27 protein-coding genes and 2 tRNA genes are annotated in these 23,183 nt (G+C 37.8%); 7 read left to right on the top strand and 22 right to left on the bottom strand.

Annotated features, from left to right (window positions below):
- Positions 1-140: 140 nt before the first annotated feature.
- On the bottom strand, positions 141-1,019 hold the full coding sequence (locus AAX18_RS04660) for a D-alanyl-D-alanine carboxypeptidase family protein (protein WP_046953123.1): 879 nt from the start codon (positions 1,017-1,019) through the stop codon (positions 141-143).
- 246 nt (positions 1,020-1,265) lie between these two features.
- On the opposite strand from AAX18_RS04660, the gene rlmN reads away from it, so the two are divergent.
- The 6 genes from rlmN to AAX18_RS04630 all read left to right on the top strand — a co-directional run bounded on the left by rlmN (position 1,266) and on the right by AAX18_RS04630 (position 7,073).
- The gene (gene rlmN, locus AAX18_RS04655; RefSeq protein ID WP_046953122.1) at positions 1,266-2,417 is read left to right on the top strand and encodes a dual-specificity RNA methyltransferase RlmN; all 1,152 of its coding nucleotides are present in this window, start codon (positions 1,266-1,268) and stop codon (positions 2,415-2,417) included.
- A gap of 100 nt (positions 2,418-2,517) precedes the next feature.
- Positions 2,518-3,060 carry a type IV pilus biogenesis/stability protein PilW gene (pilW, locus tag AAX18_RS04650; protein WP_046953121.1) on the top strand — a complete coding sequence of 181 codons (543 nt, stop codon included), beginning with the start codon at positions 2,518-2,520 and terminating at the stop codon, positions 3,058-3,060.
- A gap of 70 nt (positions 3,061-3,130) precedes the next feature.
- Positions 3,131-4,042 (top strand): RodZ domain-containing protein, encoded by a 912-nt coding sequence (locus AAX18_RS04645; RefSeq protein ID WP_046953120.1) that lies wholly within the window; start codon positions 3,131-3,133, stop codon positions 4,040-4,042.
- A gap of 11 nt (positions 4,043-4,053) precedes the next feature.
- On the top strand, positions 4,054-5,160 hold the full coding sequence (gene ispG / locus AAX18_RS04640) for a flavodoxin-dependent (E)-4-hydroxy-3-methylbut-2-enyl-diphosphate synthase (protein WP_005630108.1): 1,107 nt from the start codon (positions 4,054-4,056) through the stop codon (positions 5,158-5,160).
- 9 nt (positions 5,161-5,169) lie between these two features.
- Positions 5,170-6,441: a histidine--tRNA ligase gene (gene hisS, locus AAX18_RS04635; RefSeq protein ID WP_046953119.1), complete on the top strand. Its 1,272-nt coding sequence runs from the start codon at positions 5,170-5,172 to the stop codon at positions 6,439-6,441.
- A 17-nt stretch (positions 6,442-6,458) separates the two neighbouring features.
- The gene (locus AAX18_RS04630) at positions 6,459-7,073 is read left to right on the top strand and encodes a YfgM family protein (protein ID WP_046953118.1); all 615 of its coding nucleotides are present in this window, start codon (positions 6,459-6,461) and stop codon (positions 7,071-7,073) included.
- A 50-nt stretch (positions 7,074-7,123) separates the two neighbouring features.
- Here AAX18_RS04630 and iscX read toward each other — a convergent pair whose 3' ends face one another.
- The 21 genes from iscX to AAX18_RS04525 all read right to left on the bottom strand — a co-directional run bounded on the left by iscX (position 7,124) and on the right by AAX18_RS04525 (position 22,396).
- Positions 7,124-7,318: a Fe-S cluster assembly protein IscX gene (iscX, locus tag AAX18_RS04625; RefSeq protein ID WP_005626949.1), complete on the bottom strand. Its 195-nt coding sequence runs from the start codon at positions 7,316-7,318 to the stop codon at positions 7,124-7,126.
- Positions 7,318-7,659, bottom strand: coding sequence for an ISC system 2Fe-2S type ferredoxin (fdx, locus tag AAX18_RS04620; RefSeq protein ID WP_005640724.1), 342 nt, complete (start codon positions 7,657-7,659; stop codon positions 7,318-7,320). The genes iscX and fdx overlap by 1 nt, the downstream gene beginning before the upstream one ends.
- 40 nt (positions 7,660-7,699) lie before the next feature.
- Positions 7,700-9,559, bottom strand: coding sequence for a Fe-S protein assembly chaperone HscA (gene hscA, locus AAX18_RS04615; RefSeq protein WP_046953117.1), 1,860 nt, complete (start codon positions 9,557-9,559; stop codon positions 7,700-7,702).
- 18 nt (positions 9,560-9,577) lie between these two features.
- Positions 9,578-10,264 (bottom strand): DUF2625 domain-containing protein, encoded by a 687-nt coding sequence (locus AAX18_RS04610; RefSeq protein WP_046953116.1) that lies wholly within the window; start codon positions 10,262-10,264, stop codon positions 9,578-9,580.
- Positions 10,265-10,294: 30 nt separating this feature from the next.
- Positions 10,295-10,816, bottom strand: a complete 522-nt coding sequence (hscB, locus tag AAX18_RS04605; RefSeq protein WP_009766719.1) for a Fe-S protein assembly co-chaperone HscB — start codon at positions 10,814-10,816, stop codon at positions 10,295-10,297.
- A gap of 12 nt (positions 10,817-10,828) precedes the next feature.
- A complete protein-coding gene (gene iscA, locus AAX18_RS04600; RefSeq protein WP_005626961.1) occupies positions 10,829-11,152 on the bottom strand; it encodes an iron-sulfur cluster assembly protein IscA in 324 nt (107 codons plus the stop codon).
- 53 nt (positions 11,153-11,205) lie between these two features.
- Positions 11,206-11,589, bottom strand: coding sequence for a Fe-S cluster assembly scaffold IscU (iscU, locus tag AAX18_RS04595; protein WP_005626962.1), 384 nt, complete (start codon positions 11,587-11,589; stop codon positions 11,206-11,208).
- A 57-nt stretch (positions 11,590-11,646) separates the two neighbouring features.
- On the bottom strand, positions 11,647-12,861 hold the full coding sequence (locus AAX18_RS04590; RefSeq protein ID WP_005634106.1) for an IscS subfamily cysteine desulfurase: 1,215 nt from the start codon (positions 12,859-12,861) through the stop codon (positions 11,647-11,649).
- 71 nt (positions 12,862-12,932) lie between these two features.
- Positions 12,933-13,388, bottom strand: a complete 456-nt coding sequence (gene iscR / locus AAX18_RS04585; protein ID WP_005630093.1) for a Fe-S cluster assembly transcriptional regulator IscR — start codon at positions 13,386-13,388, stop codon at positions 12,933-12,935.
- 56 nt (positions 13,389-13,444) lie between these two features.
- Positions 13,445-14,164, bottom strand: coding sequence for a tRNA (cytosine(32)/uridine(32)-2'-O)-methyltransferase TrmJ (gene trmJ, locus AAX18_RS04580; protein WP_046953115.1), 720 nt, complete (start codon positions 14,162-14,164; stop codon positions 13,445-13,447).
- A gap of 115 nt (positions 14,165-14,279) precedes the next feature.
- A tRNA-Lys gene (locus AAX18_RS04575) sits at positions 14,280-14,355 on the bottom strand.
- Between the two features lie 23 nt (positions 14,356-14,378).
- Positions 14,379-14,454, bottom strand: a tRNA-Lys gene (locus AAX18_RS04570).
- 154 nt (positions 14,455-14,608) lie between these two features.
- The gene (gene pal, locus AAX18_RS04565) at positions 14,609-15,070 is read right to left on the bottom strand and encodes a peptidoglycan-associated lipoprotein Pal (RefSeq protein WP_005626966.1); all 462 of its coding nucleotides are present in this window, start codon (positions 15,068-15,070) and stop codon (positions 14,609-14,611) included.
- A gap of 25 nt (positions 15,071-15,095) precedes the next feature.
- Complete coding sequence (tolB, locus tag AAX18_RS04560) at positions 15,096-16,379, bottom strand: Tol-Pal system beta propeller repeat protein TolB (RefSeq protein WP_009766717.1); 1,284 nt, start codon at positions 16,377-16,379, stop codon at positions 15,096-15,098.
- Between the two features lie 41 nt (positions 16,380-16,420).
- Positions 16,421-17,584, bottom strand: a complete 1,164-nt coding sequence (tolA, locus tag AAX18_RS04555) for a cell envelope integrity protein TolA (RefSeq protein ID WP_046953114.1) — start codon at positions 17,582-17,584, stop codon at positions 16,421-16,423.
- A 14-nt stretch (positions 17,585-17,598) separates the two neighbouring features.
- A complete protein-coding gene (gene tolR / locus AAX18_RS04550; RefSeq protein ID WP_005634116.1) occupies positions 17,599-18,018 on the bottom strand; it encodes a colicin uptake protein TolR in 420 nt (139 codons plus the stop codon).
- A gap of 64 nt (positions 18,019-18,082) precedes the next feature.
- Positions 18,083-18,769, bottom strand: a complete 687-nt coding sequence (gene tolQ / locus AAX18_RS04545) for a protein TolQ (protein ID WP_005626973.1) — start codon at positions 18,767-18,769, stop codon at positions 18,083-18,085.
- A 17-nt stretch (positions 18,770-18,786) separates the two neighbouring features.
- Positions 18,787-19,197, bottom strand: a complete 411-nt coding sequence (ybgC, locus tag AAX18_RS04540; RefSeq protein ID WP_046953113.1) for a tol-pal system-associated acyl-CoA thioesterase — start codon at positions 19,195-19,197, stop codon at positions 18,787-18,789.
- A gap of 78 nt (positions 19,198-19,275) precedes the next feature.
- On the bottom strand, positions 19,276-19,569 hold the full coding sequence (gene ybgE / locus AAX18_RS04535) for a cyd operon protein YbgE (RefSeq protein ID WP_005626977.1): 294 nt from the start codon (positions 19,567-19,569) through the stop codon (positions 19,276-19,278).
- 110 nt (positions 19,570-19,679) lie between these two features.
- Positions 19,680-20,816: a cytochrome d ubiquinol oxidase subunit II gene (cydB, locus tag AAX18_RS04530; RefSeq protein ID WP_032825774.1), complete on the bottom strand. Its 1,137-nt coding sequence runs from the start codon at positions 20,814-20,816 to the stop codon at positions 19,680-19,682.
- A gap of 14 nt (positions 20,817-20,830) precedes the next feature.
- Entirely contained in the window at positions 20,831-22,396 is a 1,566-nt protein-coding gene (locus tag AAX18_RS04525; RefSeq protein WP_005629075.1) for a cytochrome ubiquinol oxidase subunit I, read from the bottom strand.
- Between the two features lie 452 nt (positions 22,397-22,848).
- Here AAX18_RS04525 and AAX18_RS04520 point away from each other — a divergent pair, with 452 nt between their 5' ends.
- The gene (locus AAX18_RS04520) at positions 22,849-23,133 is read left to right on the top strand and encodes a DUF5339 domain-containing protein (RefSeq protein ID WP_005634127.1); all 285 of its coding nucleotides are present in this window, start codon (positions 22,849-22,851) and stop codon (positions 23,131-23,133) included.
- Positions 23,134-23,183: the final 50 nt, after the last annotated feature.

Here is a 23,183-nt window from a genome sequence, read left to right as displayed (position 1 = left end):
TTATTCATCACAGATAATAGTACTATTTTTATTACACTTTTCAAATGAAAATAATTATCAAATTAAGTGATTATTTTTAATTACATAGAGAATAACAAAAAATGTGATAGATTTTCCCTATGTGTTCAACGGTTATTCTATTAGCCTGATACTTTCTTTATTAGGTCATTTAAACCTTCTTCATCATAGCCATCTTCATATTGTGCCTCGCCTTCAACATCATGAATGGTTCGTCCATTCAATGCAGTACAACCGTATTTTTCTAATTTGTTTTTAGTAAAGCTAGAACGATATGCAGAAGAAGAATTATTGAGACTAATTACACCGATGGTAGAACTTTTACATGGGTGTTTATTGATGAAAACAAGGTTATAACCAGATTCTCGAATGTAGCCAGTCTTATTTACCACAGCATCAAAAATTTCATCACGCACTAATTTATTTGTATTTTTCATTAATACGCTATGTCTTCCTGCTTGGATATTCGTAGCGCTGATGTTAGATAGTTGTCGAATTTCAGGTTTATTTAAAGAATGTTTAGCAAGTTTAACTAAATCCATAGGACTGGAGATATTGCTACTCGATAAACCTGAACTATCATGAAAACGAGTAGAATACATGCCTAATTGGCGAGCTTTTTCATTCATTTTATGAATAAATTGTATTCTGCTCATTCCTGCAGCACGAGAAAGCGCATGAGCGGCATAGTTATCAGAATGCACAAGCATCGCCTTTAATAATTCTCTGCAAGCTATCGGCACATTCATAGGTAATTTGGTGCTTGTACCTTTAATATAATCACGATCGTCACTGGTTATCGCAATGGTACAATTAGGATTTGTATTATTCTCTAGAAAAACGTTCGCCGTCATTAATTTCGTTACAGAAGCAATGGGCTGAACGCTATCAGGCGCATGGCTTTCCAACACTCGATTATGTGTAAAATCATACACAACATAAGACTGTGCCACTGCAAAAGAAGGATGCAAAGATAAAATAAATAAAGCTTTTTTAAACATTATTAGTCACCTTAGAAAATAGGCTTACATTTTACCGCACTTTTTACTCAGTAATTGGAAATATTTGCGATCTAGATCGCAAAAAAGTGCGGTGATATTTTCCATCGTTTTTCAATTCCGCTAGATTATGCGGTGACAAATCTGTACAATCGCCGTTCATTTTTTAATTGCGAATTTTTCGTTGTGAGTTTTTAATAAAAACACCAGCACAACGCTATCGCCACAATGTGTAATAACGAGGCTAAAATGTCAGAATTATTGTCAGTGCAATCAGATGCACCAGCTAAAAAAATTAATCTAATGGATTTAACGCGCCAACAAATGCGCGAATTTTTTAAAGAACTCGGCGAAAAACCATTCCGAGCAGATCAGTTAGTAAAATGGATTTATCATTTTGGCGAAGATAACTTCGACAATATGACAAATATTAATAAAAAATTACGTGAAAAACTTAAGGCTGTTGCAGAAATTAAAGCCCCAGAGGTTGCAGTTGAACAGCGTTCTAGTGATGGCACGATAAAATGGGCAATGCAAGTGGGCGAGCAGCAAGTTGAAACCGTGTATATCCCCGAAGCAGATCGCGCGACGCTTTGTGTATCTTCCCAAGTTGGCTGTGCCTTAGCTTGTACATTCTGTTCAACAGCACAACAAGGATTTAATCGCAATTTAACGGTTTCAGAAATTATCGGCCAAGTTTGGAGAGCATCTAAAATTATTGGTAACTTTGGAGTGACTGGCATTAGACCAATTACCAATGTGGTAATGATGGGAATGGGCGAACCCTTGTTAAATGTCGCTAACGTTGTTCCCGCAATGGAAATTATGTTAGATGATTTTGCCTACGGTTTATCAAAACGTCGTGTCACTTTATCAACTTCTGGCGTTGTGCCAGCACTAGATAATTTGAGCAAAATGATCGATGTGGCTTTGGCTATTTCATTACATGCCCCAAACGATGAATTACGTGATGAAATTGTGCCAATCAACAAAAAATATAATATCAAAACCTTGATTGACTCAGTAAATCGTTATTTGAGTGTATCAAATGCGAATCACGGCAAAGTGACAATTGAATATGTCATGCTCGATCATGTAAATGATAGCGTAGAACATGCTCATCAACTTGCAGAAGTATTAAAAAATACGCCTTGTAAAATTAATTTAATTCCGTGGAATCCGTTCCCTGAAGCACCTTATGCAAAAAGCTCGAATACGCGTATTGACCGTTTCCAAAAAACCTTGATGGAATATGGCTTTACCGTGATTATTCGTAAAACGCGTGGAGATGACATTGATGCAGCTTGCGGACAGTTAGCTGGAGATGTTATCGATCGTACTAAACGTACGGCAATGAAACGCCAATTTGGACAAAATATTGGGGTGACAGAAGTTAATTAATATTCTAGGCATGTGAATTAATCAAGTTCACATGCCCTATGTTTTCATACAAATTAAAGCATATTAAATATTTCTTCCTCCCCTGTTAAAAGGAGAAAAAATGCAAACAATAAGTAAACAATTAAGTGCGGTTATTTTCCCTTTCATTTTTTCTGCTTGCGTTTTTCAATCAACAATTCAAGATTTTAATCAACAATCAGCAGCGAAAGCTCGTGTAGAACTTGCCCTCGGTTACCTTCAACAAGGTAATCCTCAACTAGCCAAAATCAACTTAGATAAAGCACTTCAACACGATAAAGATTACTATCTCGTGCATTCAGGGCTTGCGCATTATTATCAGCAACAAGGGGAAATCGAGAATGCACATCGTGAATATGAAATAGCTTTAAAGCTCAATAATCAACAGGGAGACTTGCATAATAATTTTGGTACATTTTTATGTCGTCAAAAGCAATTTGAACAAGCTCAACAGCAATTTCAACTCGCACTGAATTCACCTAATTATTATCATCAAGCAGATACATTTGAAAATATGGCTATTTGTGCTTATTCCGCTCAAAAAATGGATATTTATCAACAAGCATTACAAAAATTGCGACAAACTGATAGTAAACGAGCGGAAAAATTTAATACCTTCAAATAAAGCATTGCCAAATCAAGCGTTGGACTTTAAAATTTAGCCTTTATTTATCGCATATTATTTGATTAAATTTATGAATCCAACAACTGAGCAAGAACTTTCACCAGGTGAGATTTTTCGCCAAGCACGTGAAAACTTGAATCTTTCTCTCGAAGACGTCGCCAAAGAAATTGCGCTGCGTCCTTCCATATTACAGCAACTTGAAAACAACGAATTTATTCAAAAATCTACCCCTGCAATCTTTGTAAAAGGTTATGTGCGCAGCTATGCCAAGTTCTTACGCTTACCCGATTCTGTATGGGAGAGTATTACATTTGCAGAAAATGATAAAAACGATCTGAGTAAAAATGCCCGTTCAACTCGTGAAGTAAATCAATATTCATCGCACTCTCGTTGGGTCGGACGTTTATCTATCATTGTACTTCTTTTAGTCCTTGGCATGACTGGACTTTGGTGGTGGCAAAGTTACCAACAAAATAACCAAGAACGTGATGACTTAGTACAAAGCTATGTTGCTGCTAACGAAAACAATCAGTCAGCCACAGTTCCTGTGACGACAGAAGAAAGTAATAAAACTTTACCAGAAACAACAGCAGCTGTCTCACAACCAGTAGAAATGACAAATAATGTGTTACCAGAAATAGCACAAGAAAATGCTGTTCCACAAACAAAAAATGATGAAAAATCAGTTTCAGACACTCAAAGTACGGTAGAAAACCCATCAATTTCTCCAGCTGTCCCTAGTGTGAAAGGAGACTTGATTGTAGAAATCTTAAATAATACGAGCTGGCTCAGTGTAAAAGATAAAAATCGCCGAGTATTAGCACAAAAAGAGTATAAAAAAGGTGAAATATTAACTTTTAATGGTGATGAGTTTTCATTAATTGTTGGCGCACCAAGTAATGTTCGTATCACCTATAAAGGTGAAAATTATCCATTAAAAGTGGATGGCCGCATAGCAAAATTCAAACTTTCACAACCTTAATAAGGAAAAAGATGTCAGCTTTTCAACCAAGCATTAAGCGTCGTGAATCGACAAAAATTTATGTAGGAAATGTACCAGTTGGTGGTGATGCGCCAATTGCCGTGCAATCAATGACAAATACTCGCACCACTGATGTGGAGGCGACAGTTGCTCAAATTAAATCATTAGAACGTGTTGGTGCAGATATCGTTCGCGTATCTGTTCCAACAATGGATGCTGCAGAAGCATTTAAACAAATTAAACAGCAAGTGAATGTCCCCCTCGTAGCAGATATTCATTTCGACTATCGTATTGCGCTAAAAGTCGCAGAATATGGAGTAGATTGTTTACGTATCAATCCCGGCAATATTGGTCGTGAAGATCGCATCCGTGCCGTTGTTGATTGTGCTCGTGACAAAAATATTCCGATTCGTATCGGCGTAAACGCAGGCTCTTTAGAAAAAGATCTGCAAGAAAAATACGGCGAGCCAACACCAGAAGCGTTATTAGAATCAGCATTACGTCATGTAGAAATTCTAGATCGTCTTAATTTCGATCAATTTAAAGTGAGTGTAAAAGCCTCCGATGTCTTCTTAGCGGTAGAAGCTTATCGTTTACTTGCTAAATCTATCAAACAGCCATTGCATTTAGGTATTACAGAGGCTGGTGGCGCGCGAGCAGGTGCGGTTAAATCAGCAATAGGTTTAGGCATGTTACTTGCCGAAGGTATTGGTGACACATTACGTGTATCATTAGCAGCCGATCCTGTAGAGGAAATTAAAGTAGGTTTTGATATTCTTAAATCTTTACGAATTCGCTCTCGTGGCATTAATTTTATTGCGTGCCCAACGTGTTCTCGCCAAGAGTTTGATGTAATAGGTACAGTAAATGCGTTAGAACAACGCCTTGAAGATATTATTACACCAATGGATGTATCAATTATCGGTTGCGTAGTGAATGGTCCAGGTGAAGCACTCGTATCCGATCTCGGGGTAACTGGTGGTAACAAAAAAAGCGGTTATTATCTTAATGGCGAACGTCAAAAAGAACGCTTCGATAACGAAGATATTGTTAACCAATTAGAAGCAAAAATTCGTGCAAAAGTTGCACAACAAGATCCAAAAAACAGAATTATTTAAGGAAAGCTCGTGGCTAAAACTATTCAAGCAATCCGCGGAATGAACGATTGCTCCCCTACTGAATCTCCATTATGGCAATGGATTGAAGCACAAGTACGCCAGGTATTAAACAACTACGGTTATTCCGAAGTGCGTATGCCAGTTGTAGAAAGCACACCATTGTTTGCGCGTGCAATCGGTGAAGTAACAGATGTTGTTTCAAAAGAAATGTACACATTTTGGGATAACGATGAACAATTAACCTTACGCCCTGAAGGCACTGCAGGTTGCGTGCGTGCTGCCATTGAACACGGTTGGATCTATAACAATGAACAACGCTTATGGTATATGGGACCAATGTTCCGTCATGAACGTCCACAAAAAGGTCGTTATCGTCAATTCCATCAAGCAGGTGTTGAGGTATTCGGTATTGCGAATCCAGAAATCGATGCAGAATTAATCATGCTTACCTACCGTTTATGGAAAGCATTAGGTATCGATCAACATGTTACACTTCAACTTAATTCAATTGGTTCTTTAGAAGCACGCGCAAATTATCGTTCAGCTTTGGTTGGATTCTTAGAAAACCATCAAGATTTAATGAGCGATGAAGAAAAAGATCGCTTGGTAAAAAATCCGCTTCGTATTTTGGATACCAAAAATCCAGAATTACAAAAAGTATTAGATAACGCGCCAAAATTACTTGATTATTTAGATGATGAAAGCTGTGAGCATTTTGAACAATTATGTTCATTATTAGATGCAGTGGGTATTCAATATGAAATTAATCCTAAGCTCGTTCGTGGCTTAGATTATTACAACAAAACTGTATTTGAATGGGTAACCTCTGCTCTTGGCGCACAAGGTACCGTGTGTGGCGGCGGTCGTTATGACGGTTTAGTGGAACAACTTGGCGGACACGCAACGCCAAGCATCGGATTTGCGATGGGATTAGAACGTTTAGTCTTGTTGGTACAAGAAGTGAATCCAAATGTTCCTGTGAAAAGTGCGGTAGATATTTATGTTGTTTATCAAGGTGAAGGCGCAACATTACCCGCTTTTGAATTAGCGGAAAAAGTACGCTCAGAATTACCGCACTTAAATACGATGTTGCACTGCTCTGGCGGTAATTTCAAAAAACAATTTAAACGTGCAGATAAATCTGGTGCAACATTGGCATTAGTTATCGGCGAAAGCGAAGTACAAAATAAACAAGTCGTTGTTAAACACTTACAAGGTGGTGCAGATCAGCAAACCTTAGATTTAGTGAATGTAATCAACTATATTCAAACTCAATTTTAATTTAAAAGGGGAAAAACATGGCTTATTCCATTGAAGAAGAACAAGAGATTAACCAGTTGAAAGACTGGTGGAAAGAAAATGGCAAAACAATTATTGTTGCTTTCATCTTAGGAGTTGGAGGTATGTTTGGATGGCGTTATTGGCAAGCCCACCAAGCAGAACAAATCGCTCAAGCTTCTGCTCAGTATGATGCTTTAATCTATTCTGCAGAACAAGATGAACAAGCTAAAAAAGCCAATATAGAACAATTTGTGCAAGCTAACAGCAAAACAGCATACGCTGTCTTTACTTTGTTAGATGAAGCGAAAAAAGCGACTGAAAAACAAGATTTTGCAGCAGCAGAAGCAAACTTAAATCAAGCATTAACGCAATCTCAAGATGAAGTATTAACATCTATTGTTGCATTACGTCTAAGTGCGGTGCAATTTCAATTAGGTCAATTAGATAATGCGTTAACCACCTTAAATCAAGTGAAGGGCGAAAGTTTTAATGCTCGTAAAGCTATTTTAACTGGCGATATCCAAGTCGCGAAAGGTGATAAAGTTGCGGCTAAAAACAGCTTTGAGCAAGCACAACAAAATGGTAGCCAATTAGAACAACAAATGGCCAAAATGAAATTAAACAATCTTTAAAAAATAATACCCGCATCAACGTGCGGGTATTTTTTCAATCAAATTTCTGATTATTCAAATTCATCCAGCCATTTCAATAAAATAGCCTCAAGAATTGCTTCGTTTGACTTATTAGGATCGTCATCAAAATCCTCAAGTTCACAAATCCATTTATGTAAATCAGTAAAACGAACCGTTTTTGGATCTAAATCTGGATTACGATCGTAAAGTTCTTCTGCAATTAATTGTGTATCAGTCCATTTCATTAGTGGGCCGCCTCATTGGCATGGTTAATATTATATTTCGGAATTTCTATCACAAGATCTTCGTCTCCCACTACACATTGGCAAGATAAACGACTATCCATTTCTAATCCCCAAGCTTTATCCAGCATATCTTCTTCTTGATCACTCGTTTCATTTAGAGAGTCAAAACCTTCACGGATAATCACATGGCAGGTTGTACAAGCACAGGAACCATCACAAGCATGATGGATTTCTACTCCAGCATTGTGGGCAACTTCTAATAAGTTATCACCTGCCGCTGCATCAACGACCATACCTTCGGGACAAAATTCTTCATTAGGTAAAAAAATCACTTTTGGCATAACACTTTCCTCAAAATTATTTAATAATCTGACCGCGCTTTTACGGTTTTTCAATATCTGACAAATTTTTGCCTGTCAAAGCTTTATTAATCGATGCATTCATGCGACGTGCTGCAAATTCTTGGGTAGCATTATCCAAGGCTTTAATTCCTTGCGCAATTGCATCACGATCTGAACCTTGTTTTACATCCATTAATTGTTTTAACACACTTTCAATATGATGAAACTCTTCTGTGCTCAGCAATTCAGCCCCATCTGCTTGTAACGCAACAATTACACTTTCAATGACACGATCCGCTTCTACTCGCTGCTCGGCTAATTCACGAGCTTGTAAATCCTCTTGCGCATTATCAAAAGAAGATTTAATCATTGCGGTCACTTCTTCATCTGTTAAACCATAAGAAGGTTTAATTTGGATTGATGCCTGCACTTTCGTCGATTTTTCCATTGCAGTCACACTTAATAAACCATCTGCATCGACTTGATAAGTCACTCGAATATGAGCGGCACCCGCAGCCATTGCCGGAATACCTCGTAGAGTAAAACGCCCTAAAGAACGACAATCATCTACCAACTCACGTTCACCTTGTACAACATGAACAGTCATTGCTGTTTGGCCATCTTTGAAAGTAGTAAACTCTTGTGCACGAGCCACAGGAATTGTCGTATTACGTGGAATAATTTTTTCTACTAATCCCCCCATCGTCTCAATGCCTAAAGAAAGCGGCACGACATCGAGCAACAACATATCAGAATCAGTTTTGTTACCGACCAAAATATCCGCTTGAATTGCTGCACCAAGTGCCACAACTTTATCTGGATCAATGGAAGTGAGTGGTGTTTTACCAAAAAACTCACCAACCTGCTCTCGTACATATGGCACTCGTGTTGAACCACCAACCATTACCACCGCTTGCACTTCTTCAGATTCAATGTTGGCATCTTTCAAGGCTCGGCGACAAGTTAACAGTGAACGTTTTACCAGTGAATGAATCAACGAATTAAATTGTTCTCGTGAAATTTCTACTGAAAAATTTTGCCAAGAAATCACTGCACTTTTCTCAGTACTTAAAGCAATTTTGGCTTGGCTAGCAAGGGTTATCAGTTCTCGCTGTTGATTTGGGGTTTGTGGTTTTACTTGGGTTTGTTCAACGACCCAATCTGCAATTAAATGATCAAAATCATCACCACCTAGCGCAGTATCGCCACCCGTTGCTAGAACTTCAAAGACACCTTTTGATAAGCGTAAAATTGAAATATCAAATGTACCGCCACCTAAATCATAAACTGCAATAATCCCTTCCTGACCGCTATCTAATCCATAAGCGACTGCGGCTGCAGTAGGTTCATTCAATAAACGTAATACATTTAGCCCAGCTAAACGCGCAGCATCCTTCGTACTTTGACGTTGAGCATCATCGAAATAAGCAGGAACCGTAATCACAACCCCCGAAAGCTCGCCACCAAGGCGTTGTTCTGCAATATGATTTAAACGCGATAAAATATCTGAGGATACTTCAATTGGACTTTTTGGCCCCTGTGCCGTAACAATTAAAGGTAATCCATTTTCGCTCGCCACAAATTCATAAGGCAAACTAGGATAACGAGACTGAACATCAGCAAGGCTACGACCAATTAGGCGTTTTACCGAAATTATCGTATTTTTTGGATCAAGTGAGGCTTGTTCAAAGGCTTCTAAACCAACTTTCTTTTCTGCGGCGCCATAATGAACGACAGATGGCACAAGACTACGTTCTTGTTCATCATTAAGAATCACGGATTGCCCACTACGCACGGATGCAACCAAAGAATTGGTTGTTCCCAAATCAATCCCAACGGCTAAACGATGTTGATGCGGTGCAGCAGCTTGTCCGGGTTCTGCAATTTGTAATAATGCCATATGCTATTTTTCTACTGGTTATGCGACGGAATACGCCAAATCAAATTTATTTTTTTCTGCAAAGCTTGATTGGTAATGTGTTTCAATATTGACTTCGTGTTTTTGACGTTCATCAATCGCTATTTTTCTCTCTTCGCTTAAGTCAGGCGAGAATACAAAAATTTGATTACCATCCAATTGTTTCACATCATCTTGCCAATTTTGCCAAAATAGACCTTGATAAAAAGCCTCTAAATCACCATTCAATGCCCAAGCTAAAAATTCTGTATAAGTAAAATTTAAATTATGCCAAGTGAGATCTTTTGGTGAAAAGTAATAAATTTTGCCAAGGTTATCGCCTAACGAACCACCATTTAATGCAAAGTAACCGCCTATCACATCATCTGCAACCAATAAATATTTTGGTTTTTCACCAGATTGACTAAAAGACTTACTAAAATTCCAATCCATCAATCCGCGCGGTAATTTAAAACTTCCTGAACCTAAAATACGCAACCAACCATGATGAATTAAAATTCCACCTGTTTCATAAATCACAGCCCCCATTGGTGATGACGTAGGCATTTGCATGGTAAAAAGTTCACGTTCTGCACTTGATTGATCTTTTTTAATGACATAACAATGATTCCGTGCACTTTCAATCCATTGGGAAAGTATAGGCCAAGCAGAGTTTTCTGGAGATATTAGTTGTTCGAGAGTTTGCATAATATCAAGGGATATTGAGATATAGATCTATTACAGTTCAAAAAGGCGTTCTTCTACACGTTCAATTTCTTCAGAAAGCTTACTAGTAAAACGTAATTTATCACACTGTTGAGATGCTTTCGTCCATTGTTGGGATTTCAGACTATCCGAAAGTGCGGTTAATAATGACTGAGTTTCTTGTTTAATTTCTTTTACAAAAACGTTTAATGCACCTTCATCTTTCTGATGTTCAAGTTCTTCTAGTTGTTCTCGCCACTGTAACTGTTGCATTAAAAATGCCACATCTTGTGTACTTTTTTGTTCAAGATCTATCTGTTCACCAGTATTAAGCGCAATAATAGCTTCCGCTCGCAAAATTGGGTCTTTTAACGTTTTTAAGGCATCATTCACTTCGGTGGATTTTTGCATCGCAACGCGTTGTTCTAACGCACTACTTGATACAAAATTATCTGGATGTAGCGCCTTTTGTAATTCTAAATAACGTGTATTTAGCGCCTTCTCATCTAACTGAAAATCAACGGGTAAATCAAAAATTTGAAAAGGATTTAACATTAGATTATTACCTTAAACATGGAAACTTTCACCACAGCCACAAGATTCTTTTACATTTGGATTATTATATTTAAAGCCTTCATTTAAGCCTTCTTTCACATAATCCAACTCAATACCATTGAGATAAACTAAGCTTTTTGGATCGACAATAATATTCACACCGTGTTGTTCAAAAACTTGATCTTCTTCATTTAAGACATCAACAAATTCAAGCACATAAGCTAAGCCAGAACAGCCTGATGTTTTCACGCCTAAACGCAAGCCAATACCTTTACCACGATTATCCAAAAAAGCTTTCACTCGTTGAGCGGCTTTTTCTGTTAATGTAATACTCATATATCCCCCAAAACCACTAAAAGTGCGGTCAAAACCGACCGCACTTTTTCATATTATTCGCCTTTTTTGGATTTGTAATCAGCAATTGCCGCTTTAATTGCATCTTCCGCTAAAATGGAACAGTGTACTTTCACTGGTGGCAATTCTAACTCTTCTGCAATTTGGCTATTTTTGATTGCGCCTGCTTCTTCTAAAGATTTACCTTTCACCCACTCGGTAATTAATGAGCTAGATGCAATAGCAGAACCACAACCATAAGTCTTGAATTTTGCATCTTCAATAATGCCGTTATCATTTACTTTAATTTGTAACTGCATTACATCTCCACAAGCTGGCGCACCCACCATGCCAGTACCAACATTGCTATCTTTTTTATCCATAGAACCCACATTACGCGGATTTTCATAATGATCGATTACTTTTTCGCTATAAGCCATTTTAACTTTCCTTTTTTAAATCCTTGAGAAACGCTATTTCATAATAGCAGTTAAATCCTAGTGAGCAGACCACTCAATTGTACTAAGGTCGATACCTTCTTTAAACATATCCCATAATGGCGATAATGCACGAAGTTTTTCCACCGCACCTTTTACTAAATTAATAGTGTAATCAATTTCTTCTTCAGTGGTGTAACGGCCAAGTGTAAAACGAATTGAACTGTGTGCTAACTCATCATTTAAACCAAGTGCGCGTAACACATAAGATGGCTCTAAGCTAGCTGATGTACAAGCAGAACCAGAAGATACAGCAATATCACGCAACGCCATCATTAAAGATTCACCTTCAACATAGTTAAAGCTAATATTTAAATTACTATCTAAACGGTGCTCCATTGAGCCATTTACGTAGGTTTCTTCAATATCTTTTAAGCCATTATATAAACGATCACGAAGAGCTTTTAAACGTGGCATTTCTGATGCCATTTCTTCTTTTGCAATTCGATAAGCCTCGCCCATTCCGACGATTTGGTGAACAGGTAATGTACCTGAACGCATTCCGCGCTCATGACCACCGCCATGAATAATCGCTTCTAAGCGAATACGTGGTTTACGACGAACGTATAATGCACCAATACCCTTAGGTCCATAAAGTTTATGGCTAGACATAGATAATAAATCAACTGGCAGCTCTTCCAAGTTAATCGCAACTTTGCCCACACTTTGAGTTGCATCCACGTGGAAAATCGTTTTATTTGCACGACAAAGCTCACCAATAGCTTTAATATCTTGCAACACACCAATTTCATTATTGGCATGCATAATTGAAACTAAAATAGTATCGGGACGAAGTGCGGCTTTAAATTTCTCTAAATCAATTAACCCATCAGACTCGGGTGATAAATAAGTCACTTCAAAACCTTCACGTTCTAATTGACGACAAGTATCTAATACGGCTTTATGCTCAGTTTTGCAAGTGATGATATGTTTACCTTTAGTTTGGTAAAAATGCGCAGCGCCTTTAATTGCAAGGTTATCTGATTCTGTCGCACCAGAAGTAAACACAATTTCACGAGAATCTGCACCAATAAGATCCGCAATTTGATTACGAGCCACGTCAACCGCTTCTTCTGCTTGCCAACCAAATTTATGCGAGCGAGAAGCTGGGTTACCGAATGTACCGTCAATGGTTAAAAATTCCATCATTTTCTTCGCAACACGCTCGTCCACAGGACAAGTTGCTGCATAGTCTAAATAAATAGGTAATTTCATTTTTCACTCCTAAATCATTCTAAATTTGACCGCACTTTTAATGCATTTTGCACTGTACGGACTACTTTCCTTTATTGATTAACAATTAATAAATTCTCAAAATCGCTATGAGTTTGGCGTTTTGACTCACGTTTACTCACCAATTCAGCCAAAGTAATTTCATTGAGAAAACTTTCAATGCGATTACTCAGATCTTCCCACAATGTATGAGTTAAACATTCTACGCCATTTTGACAATTTCCACGACCAAGACATTTTGTCACATGAATATTTTCATTTACCGCTGAAATAATCATTCCCACTGAGATTTGATCGCTTGGTAAACCTAGCTGATACCCACCACCAGGTCCACGAACACTTTTTACTAATCCATCACGACGTAATTTAGCAAAAAGTTGTTCTAAATAAGATAAGGAAATATGTTGTCGTTCAGAAATATCTGCAAGGCTCACAGGACCTTTTTCTGCATTTAAAGCGATATCTAAAACCGCAGTGACTGCATAACGACCTTTCGATGTAAGTTTCATAAAGTGTTCCCAAAAAGTGATGTTGCAATATTTACATATCCTACCAAATCAGTCAATTAATCTAAATCAAGATCAATCCGTTTTTCAACCACACTTAGCATGCCATTTAAAATATTTAATTCATTTTTTTCAAGTTGAGCGCGATAATATAAACGCTTTAATTTTTGCATAACACCTTGATTTTGAATGAATCCGAGTGATTGATATACACGTTCCGTGTGCTCAAAAAAATAAGCGAGTTGTTCTGCTGTTGGATAGTTTTGTTCTATTAAAGAAAGTGAATTTTCCTTCTTATCTTTAGCTAAAAATGCCATGCGCAATTCATAGCTTACCAACTGTACCGCCATTGCCAAATTTAAAGAAGAATAATCAGGATTAGCCGGAATATTCAAATGGTAATGACATTTCAACAATTCTTCATTCGTTAATCCAATACGTTCACGACCAAACACAATAGCTATCTTGCCTTCATGCTCTACAACTTTCTCCGCGCATTCTCGAGGCTCAATCAATGTACTTTGCAAATGACGTAAACGAGCACTTGTTCCAATCACCAAAGAGCAATCATAGACAGCTTCATCAAAACTATCGACAACTCTAGCATTTTTTACAATATCTTCTGCTCCAGCTGAAAGAGCATAAGATTGTTCATCAACGGATTTTGGTGAAACAAGACAAAGCTGGGTCAATCCCATTGTTTTCATTGCTCTAGCAGCAGAACCAATATTACCGCTATGCGAAGTTTCAATTAAAACAATACGAATATTTTCCAACATAATGATGCCCGACTAAAATTTAAGGGTATTCTACCACAATAACCGCTAAAAATAGTCAAGAATTTAAGCAAATTAAAGAAATTTAAATATTAGAGATGAATAATAAAAACAAGAATGGTGGGTTGTGAGAGGCTCGAACTCTCGACCGACGGATTAAGAGTCCGCTGCTCTACCAACTGAGCTAACAACCCAACTGGACAACTAAATCAGAGAGTGGTGGGTCGTGAAGGATTCGAACCTTCGACCAACGGATTAAAAGTCCGCTGCTCTACCGACTGAGCTAACGACCCACTGTGTTGATGAACTAATGATAGCGCATTTATTTTAGAATCAAAAGAATAAATTAATTCTTTCAAGCTAATTGGTTAAATTACAAACGATGAAAACAAAAACAGGATCCAATAAAAATGGATCCTGTTTTTCAAGTATTAGAAATACTAAGAATTAGTACGCTAATACTGCACGACGGTTTTTAGAATATGCAGCTTCATCGTGACCTAATACTGCAGGTTTTTCTTCACCGTAAGATACTGTGCCTAATTTACCAGCATCAACACCTTTACCAGCTAAATAACCTTTAACTGCATCTGCACGACGTTGACCTAACGCGATGTTGTATTCTGGTGTACCACGTTCGTCAGTGTTACCTTCTACTAATACTTTAGCAGCTGGAGTTGCATTTAAATATGCTGCGTGTGCATCTAAGATTTGAACGTATTCACCTTCGATGTTGTATTTGTCAAAACCGAAATATACGGTGTTGTAACGTTGTTGAAGATCAGAAACAGAGTAACCGCCAAAAGTTTGGCCAGCGCCATTGCCTGCAGCATCGTTGTTAGATGAACTACAAGCAGCTAATGCAGCTACAGAACCTGCAACTAATAATGATTTAACAAATTTGTTCATTAGATTTCTCCTCAATGAGTTTTCTTTATTTAGTTAAGTATGGCGACCAAGCAGGAAATTTCACTTGGCCATTACTTCCTGGAAGGCTCGCTTTGAAGCGACCATCTGCAGAAACTAATTGTAGCACCTTTCCTAAGCCTTGTGTAGAGCTATAAATAATCATAATTCCATTTGGTGAAAGACTTGGACTTTCGCCTAAGAAAGACGTACTAAGTACTTCTGATGCACCAGATGTGAGATCTTGTTTAACTACATTATTGTTTCCATTAATCATCACAAGGGTTTTGCCATCAGCGCTAATTTGTGCACTACCGCGACCACCAACCGGTGTTGCACCACCACCGTTTGCACTCATACGATAAACTTGTGGTGAACCACTTCTATCGGATGTAAATAAAATTGAGCTACCGTCTGGAGACCAAGATGGTTCTGTATTATTACCTGCACCACGAGTTAATTGAGTCGGCGCGCCGCCGTGAGAACTCATCACATAAATATTTAATGAGCCATCCTGTGAAGAGGCGAAGGCTAAACGTGAACCATCCGGAGAGAATGCAGGAGCACCATTATGTCCAGGGAAAGAAGCCACTACTTTACGAGCACCAGAATTTAAATCTTGTACAACAAGTTGTGATTTTTTATTTTCAAAGGACACATACGCTAAACGTTGACCATCTGGAGACCAAGCTGGTGACATAATTGGTTGAGAGCTACGATTTACGATAAATTGATTATAGCCATCGTAGTCTGCAACACGAACTTCATAGGGTTGTGAACCACCATTTTTTTGCACAACATAAGCGATACGAGTTCTAAAGGCACCACGGATAGCAGTTAATTTTTCAAAAACTTCATCACTAACAGTATGAGCACCATAGCGTAACCATTTATTTGTCACTGTATAGCTATTTTGCATTAATACCGCTCCAGGCGTACCTGATGCACCAACGGTGTCAATTAATTGATAAGTAATACTATAACCATTACCAGATGGAACAACTTGCCCTACCACAATTGCGTCAATTCCAATATTAGACCAAGCTTCAGGATTTACCTCAGCTGCTGAAGTTGGACGTTGAGGCATCTGAGACACCGCAATAGGATTAAACTTACCACTGTTACGTAAATCATCAGCAACAATTTTGCTAATATCTTCTGGTGCAGATCCAGCAAACGGCACAACAGCTATAGGACGTGCACCATCAACCCCTTCATCAATTACAATGCGAACTTCATCATCTGCGAATACATTGCTTGCAACAGCAAGTACAATCGCTAATACGCTCACTAAACGTTTTAATAATTTCATTTTGTTACCTTTAAAATTTAACAATAAATTTTTCTAAAGAATTATCGAATATCAAAGTCAATAATTGGCGATTTATATTTCTCATAGATAGCATCCGACGGAGCTGCTGGAACTTTTTTCGTTCTAGCCACTGCACTTAATGCTGCTGTACAAATATCATCAGGACCTGAAATTTTTTGATATCCCAAGATTGTTCCATCTCGACTCAATTGAATTTTAATACGACAAACTTTTCCTGCAAAACTTGGATCTTTTAAGAAACGACGCTGAATCTCTTTCTTAATCACTCCAGCGTATTGATCTCCTACTTTGCCACCATCGCCAGAACCAAGCGCAGCACCGCTACCTTGAGTTCCACCTTTATTCACATTTCCGCCTTTAGATGCACTACCGCCACCAATATCTCCGCCATTTAAGAAATCATCTAAACTGGCTTGGTCCGCTTTTCGTTTTGCCGCATCCGCTTTAGCTTTCGCCTCTGCATCAGCTTTTGCTTTAGCATCAGCTGCGGCTTTAGCTTTTGCATCGGCTTCAGCTTTTGCCTTAGCATCAGCAGCGGCCTTAGCTTTTGCATCTGCTTCAGCTTTCGCTTTAGCCTCAGCTTTTGCTTTAGCAGCGGCTTCAGCTTTTGCCTTGGCTTCTGCTTCTTGTTTTGCTTTTTGTACTGCAAGTTCTGCCGCTTTAGCTTTCGCCTCTTCTTCAGCTTGTTTTGCTGCTGCAGCTAAACGTTTAGCCTCTGCATCTGCTTTTAATTTTGCAGCTTCAGCAGCTTGTTTAGCTTTTGCCTCTTCAGCTTGTTTCTGTTTTTCCAGCGCTTCTTGACGAGCTTGCTCTTGTTGTTTTTTTATTTCTTGCTGACGTTGCTGTTCTTGCTGACGTTTTAACTCTTCTTGTCGTTGAACTTCCTGTTGACGCTTAATCTCTTCTTGATTAGGTTGTGGCAGTTTTTCTTCAATAACGGGGTCTGGACGCTTCTGTTTATCAGCTTGCCCCTTTTTCTGTTGTTGAATTCTACCCCATTCTTGCGCTGCAGAGCCAGTATCGACCATTACCGCCCCCATTGCATCACCATCACCTTCTCCGCCACCCATAATTTCAACTGTATGGTAGAAAGAGCTGACAATCAACAATCCAAACAAAACAAGGTGCATCACTATAGAAATAACAAATGCATTTGCGCCTTTTTTTTGTCGATTATTTTGCACGGTTACCTACTTAGTTAAATTGGGTTTGTCATTAAACCAACAGATTTAATTCCAGCAAGGTGGAGCAGATTAAGTGCTTTAATCACTTCTTCATAGGGAACTTCCTTAGCTCCACCCACTAAAAATAGTGTGTTATTATCCTTATCAAATTCTTGTCGAGATAACTGTGTCACCATTTCTTCCGTTAACCCTTCTTGACGTTCTCCGCCAATAGAAATCGCATATTGTCCAATCCCTGAAACTTCAAGAATTACCGGCACTTTATCTTCATTAGATACATTTTGACTTTGCACTGAATCTGGCAATTCCACTTGTACGCTTTGGCTAATAATTGGTGCTGTTGCCATAAAGATCAACACAAGCACTAACAATACATCCAAAAACGGGACAATATTAATTTCAGATTTAATATCTTTACGCTGACGACGAGCCATAATTCAAATCTCTCTTATTTTTCACCGCACTTAACGAAAGAGTGCGATGTATTTTTTCTATATTTTAGTGTGGTGCTTTGCCGAAAGCTTGGCGATGTAAAATCGTCGTAAATTCATCAATAAAGTTACCATAATTCTGTTCAATAGCATTCACACGTAAACTTAAACGGTTATAAGCCATTACAGCTGGAATCGCAGCAAACAAACCGATAGCAGTAGCAATCAAAGCCTCGGCGATACCTGGGGCAACCATTTGTAAAGTTGCTTGTTTAGCACCACTTAATGCCATAAAAGCGTGCATGATACCCCAAACAGTTCCGAATAAACCAATATAAGGGCTAACAGAAGCTACTGTGGCCAAAAATGGTACGCGGCTTTCAAGACTTTCAACTTCACGATTCATTGTAAGATTCATTGCTCGCGTAGTTCCTTTAATAATCGCCTCAGGCGCATCAGGATTCACTTGTTTCAAGCGAGAAAACTCTTTGAAACCAACAAAGAAAATTTGCTCACTACCCGTTAAAATATCACGACGATTTGATAATCCTTCATATAGCTTATTCAAATCTTCACCAGACCAGAAACGGTCTTCAAAAGTATTGGCTTCTTTTAAAGCAGCCGTTAAAACTCGGCTACGTTGAATAATAATTGCCCAAGAAATAATTGAGAATGAAATCAAAATCACAATTACAAGTTGAACAACAATACTTGCTTTTAGAAAAAGATCTAAAAAATTCAATTCTGCAGTCATTGCATACTCCGAAAAGTTTATTTTAGGTTGTAAAACGCAGCTTTTACTTCTTTAGGAAGCGCCACAGGTTTCATATTGTCAAGATGAACACTGGCTACCTTGACTGTAGCCTTTGATAACATCACCGTATCACGCATAAGCCGTTGCTCAAAAAGGATTGTTGCGCCTTTTATCTCTATGACATCTGTTTCTACCGTGAGTAAATCATCCAATTTTGCCGCAACGCAATAATCAATAGCGAGCGATTTGACAACAAACGCGAGTTGCTGTTCTTGTAATAAAGTTTGCTGCGTAAAATTTAACGCTCGCAAATATTCTGTTCTAGCCCGCTCAAAAAAATGCAAATAACGAGCATGATACACAACGCCACCAGCATCAGTATCTTCATAATATACTCGAACGGGAAGATAGAAGGTTTTTTCTGACATTATTAAGCTTTGCCCACCGCAATAGGTCGGATATTTTAGAACCTGTTTTTTAGATAAGCAATATGCCGAAGAAAAAAATCATCCTCGTAAATAAAAATGCTCTACAGCACTAATCAATATAATGATATAAGCGATATAAGGTAAGAAAAGTAGTTTCCAAATTACGCTTTTAATTTCAAATCCGATTCCATGAATCCAAACCGTAATCAATCCCCAAAAGATCATCAAAATCCACCAAGGAGAATCATTTCGTAACAACGTTGAAAAATTATCAATATTAAAGAAAAATACGGCTGTTAGTCCTAGCGCTAAAATAAATGAAAGGGTTCGAAACGAACCCTTATTAATTAATTGATAGAGTGAATGAATCATATTACTCGTCAAATTTTCCTGCTTTTTCTTTGCCAATGGTTAATTTTGCGCTGGCAAATATAGCTAATAACACACCCACTACCCAAATTACATATAACATATTAATCTCCTTAGTATAATGAGTGTTTATTTTCATCAATGAAATTCGCATCTAAGCGACCAAACATCTTCGAATAAGACCAAATGGTATAAACCAAAGAAATAGCCACAAAGATAAGTGCAAAAATCAACATTAACGTTAATGTTAATTCACTTGAAGTTGCATCCCACATTAACAAACTCTGTTCAGGGTGTGAGCTTGAAGGCATCACAAATGGGAACATAGATACTGCAGCAGTAATAATTACGCCAGCCATTGTTAATGCAGAGAAAAAGAATGCGAAACCACAACGATTAGCTTTAGAAAATGCCGCATTTAATAGCGCAGCAACTACTGCTAATGCAGGGAAAATCCAAAGAATTGGCATTTCATTGAAATTTCTAAACCATGCACCAGTTTCGACAGCAACTTCTTTATTTATTGGAGAAGATGGAGCGTAATGATCCACAACACTCGTTACTACATACCCCTCTTTAAAGTATAACCATGCACCAGCTAATACAAACGCAATTAAAGTGACAATAGCACCGATTTGGCTCACTGAGCGAGCGCGATCACGTAATTCTTCGGTTGTTTTCATTTGTAACCAGTTCGCACCGTGAGTCACAAGCATAGATAAGCTAATAACACCACACAACAATGCAAATGGATTTAATAATTCGAAGAATGAACCGGTATAAGTTACTTGAGTCAATTCATTGAAATGGAATGGAACGCCTTGTAATAAATTACCAAAAGCCACACCAAATACTAATGATGGTACAAAACCACCTGCGAATAGTCCCCAATCCCAAACAGAACGCCAAGTCGGGTTATCAATTTTTGCACGATATTCAAAACCCAATGGACGTAAGAATAACGCAGCTAAAACCAATACTAAAGCGATGTAGAAACCTGAGAATGAAACTGCATATACAATTGGCCATGCCGCAAATACTGCGCCGCCTGCAGTTAATAACCAAACTTGGTTACCATCCCAATGTGGGGCAATAGAGTTGATCATAATACGGCGTTCCACTTCTTTTTTACCTGTTACAGGTAAAAGTGCGGTCACGCCCATATCAAATCCATCAGTTACAGAGAAACCGATCAACAATACAACGACTAACACCCACCAAATAAAACGTAGAAATTCATAATCAATCATAATTCATCTCCTGCTTATTTAGATGATTGTTCAAAGTAGTATTTGCCGGTTTTTAACGCACTTGGACCCAAACGCGCATATTTAAACATCAAATACATCTCAACAATAATGAACGCAAGATAAAGCGCACAAATTAAACCAATAGAGAACCATAAATCGCCAGTACTTAACTGAGACGCCGACACTCCAACAGGTAAAACTTCATAAATTGCCCATGGTTGACGACCAAATTCAGCTAAGAACCAACCAAATTCAATCGCTAAGAATGGCAATGGAATACTCCAAAGTAATGCTTTAAGTAATAAGCGAGAAGAAGTCACTTTGTTACGTAAATTCTGAACAAATGCACCGAAAGCTAATAAGATAATTAAACCACCAGCCGCTAACATACCACGGAATGCCCAGAAGTTAGGACCGACATTTGGAATAGTATCACGTGCTGCTTGTTTAATTTGTTCATCCGTTGCATCAACAACTTTATCTGTGTAACGTTTTAATAATAAACCGAAACCTAAATCACCTTTGACTTCATCAAATTTAGCTTTAGTTTCTGGACTTACTTGGCCTGCTGATTTTTTCTCTGCTTTTAATTGTGTGAATAAATCATACGCTACCATACCATTACGAACACGACCTTCATTTTTCGCTTGAATATCTTTCAAACCAACAATTTCAGTATCTAAAGAACGCGTTGCAATTAAACCACCTAAGTAAGGGATTTCAATCGCAAAATCATTTTTCATTTCAGCAGTATTTGGAATCGCAACTGGATGGAATGGTGCTGGAGCTGCATGAGTATCAAACTCAGCTTCCATTGCAGCCAATTTCACAGGTTGTGCTTTACCGATGTCATAACCTGATTCATCACCCATAATTAATACCGCTGATGCAGCAATAAAACCAAATGTTGCCGCGACAGAGAATGAACGTTTAGAAAAACCAATATCGCGACCTTTTAATAAATAGAATGCGCTGATACCTAATACAAACATTGCACCGGTTGTATAACCTGCTGTTAATGTGTGTAAAAATTTACTTTGCGCAACTGGATTTAACCAAAGATCTAAGAAGCTAGTCATTTCCATACGAACGGTTTCAAAGTTAAACTCTGCCGCTACCGGATGTTGCATCCAACCATTTGCCACTAAAATCCACATCGCAGAAAGGTTTGAACCAAAGGCTACGCAGTAAGTTGCGAGTAAGTGTTTACCTTTAGTTAAACGATCCCAACCGAAAAAGAATAGACCCACGAAAGTGGACTCTAAGAAGAACGCAAGTAATGCTTCGATTGCTAATGGCGCACCGAAAATATCACCTACATAATGAGAATAATAAGACCAGTTAGTACCGAATTGGAATTCCATAATGATACCTGTGGTCACCCCAAGGGCAAAGTTAATACCAAATAACTTACCCCAAAATCTTGTCATATCTTTATAAACTTCTTTGCCTGTCGCCACATAAATGGTTTCCATAATCACAAGGACGAATGACAAACCTAATGTCAGCGGCACGAAAATGAAGTGATACAACGCAGTTAAAGCAAACTGCAAGCGAGAAAGGTCAACAACGTCCAACATTCTCAACTCCTCTGTATAAACAACATTAGTTCCAACAATGATTAAAAAGGCAAAGCCTTAAATAATCCCTAATCACTCAACTCCAATTAGCTAAGTTTAAATTGGTTTATCTACATAATCATTCTCAAATGGTTAAAAAACACCAATTATTATAGAGATAAACCAAATTGGCGGGTATTCTACTACTAAACATAAGTATAAAAAACAGTAAAAACGATATCTAGATCACATTTTTGACATAAGACATAAAATACCTATTATTTATTAAAAATAATTTAATTGATATAAATCAATTTTGCTATTTTTTGTACAAAAATATGTGTTACACGTGATCCTTATCACAATTTACAACAATAAATGACTTCAAAATCTAGACATACTAGGTATATTTTGCTATTTTCCCGCCTAGTTTAATTTTTAGATTTCATAATAAAGAGAAACAAGGACTTAAAATGAAAAAAACATTCCTTATTTTAACCGCACTTTTCTCTGCTGTATCAACCTCTACTTTTGCATCAAATATTCTGCCACAACAATGTGAACAACTATTTAAAGAAACAGAGAATTTGATTGCGCAAGCAGAAAAACAGCCTGGCACACATACACAGGTAGGAAAAATTAAAAATAAGTTAAACCAAAGCAAACAACAAATTCTTCAAATGGAATTAGCGACTCAGTTAAAAAGTTGTGAAGTGGGTTTAGCAAAATTAAGTAATTTGAAAAGTTATAGTGAGTAATTAAAAAAGCCTTATTGAATACAATAAGGCTTTTTTAGTGGTTAAATTTA

Origin of the sequence: Haemophilus haemolyticus, from assembly GCF_001008205.1 — a bacterium.
Lineage (GTDB): Bacteria > Pseudomonadota > Gammaproteobacteria > Enterobacterales > Pasteurellaceae > Haemophilus > Haemophilus haemolyticus_Q.
Note: the sequence above shows the minus strand (reverse complement) of the source record. Positions and strands in the feature narration are given on the sequence as shown.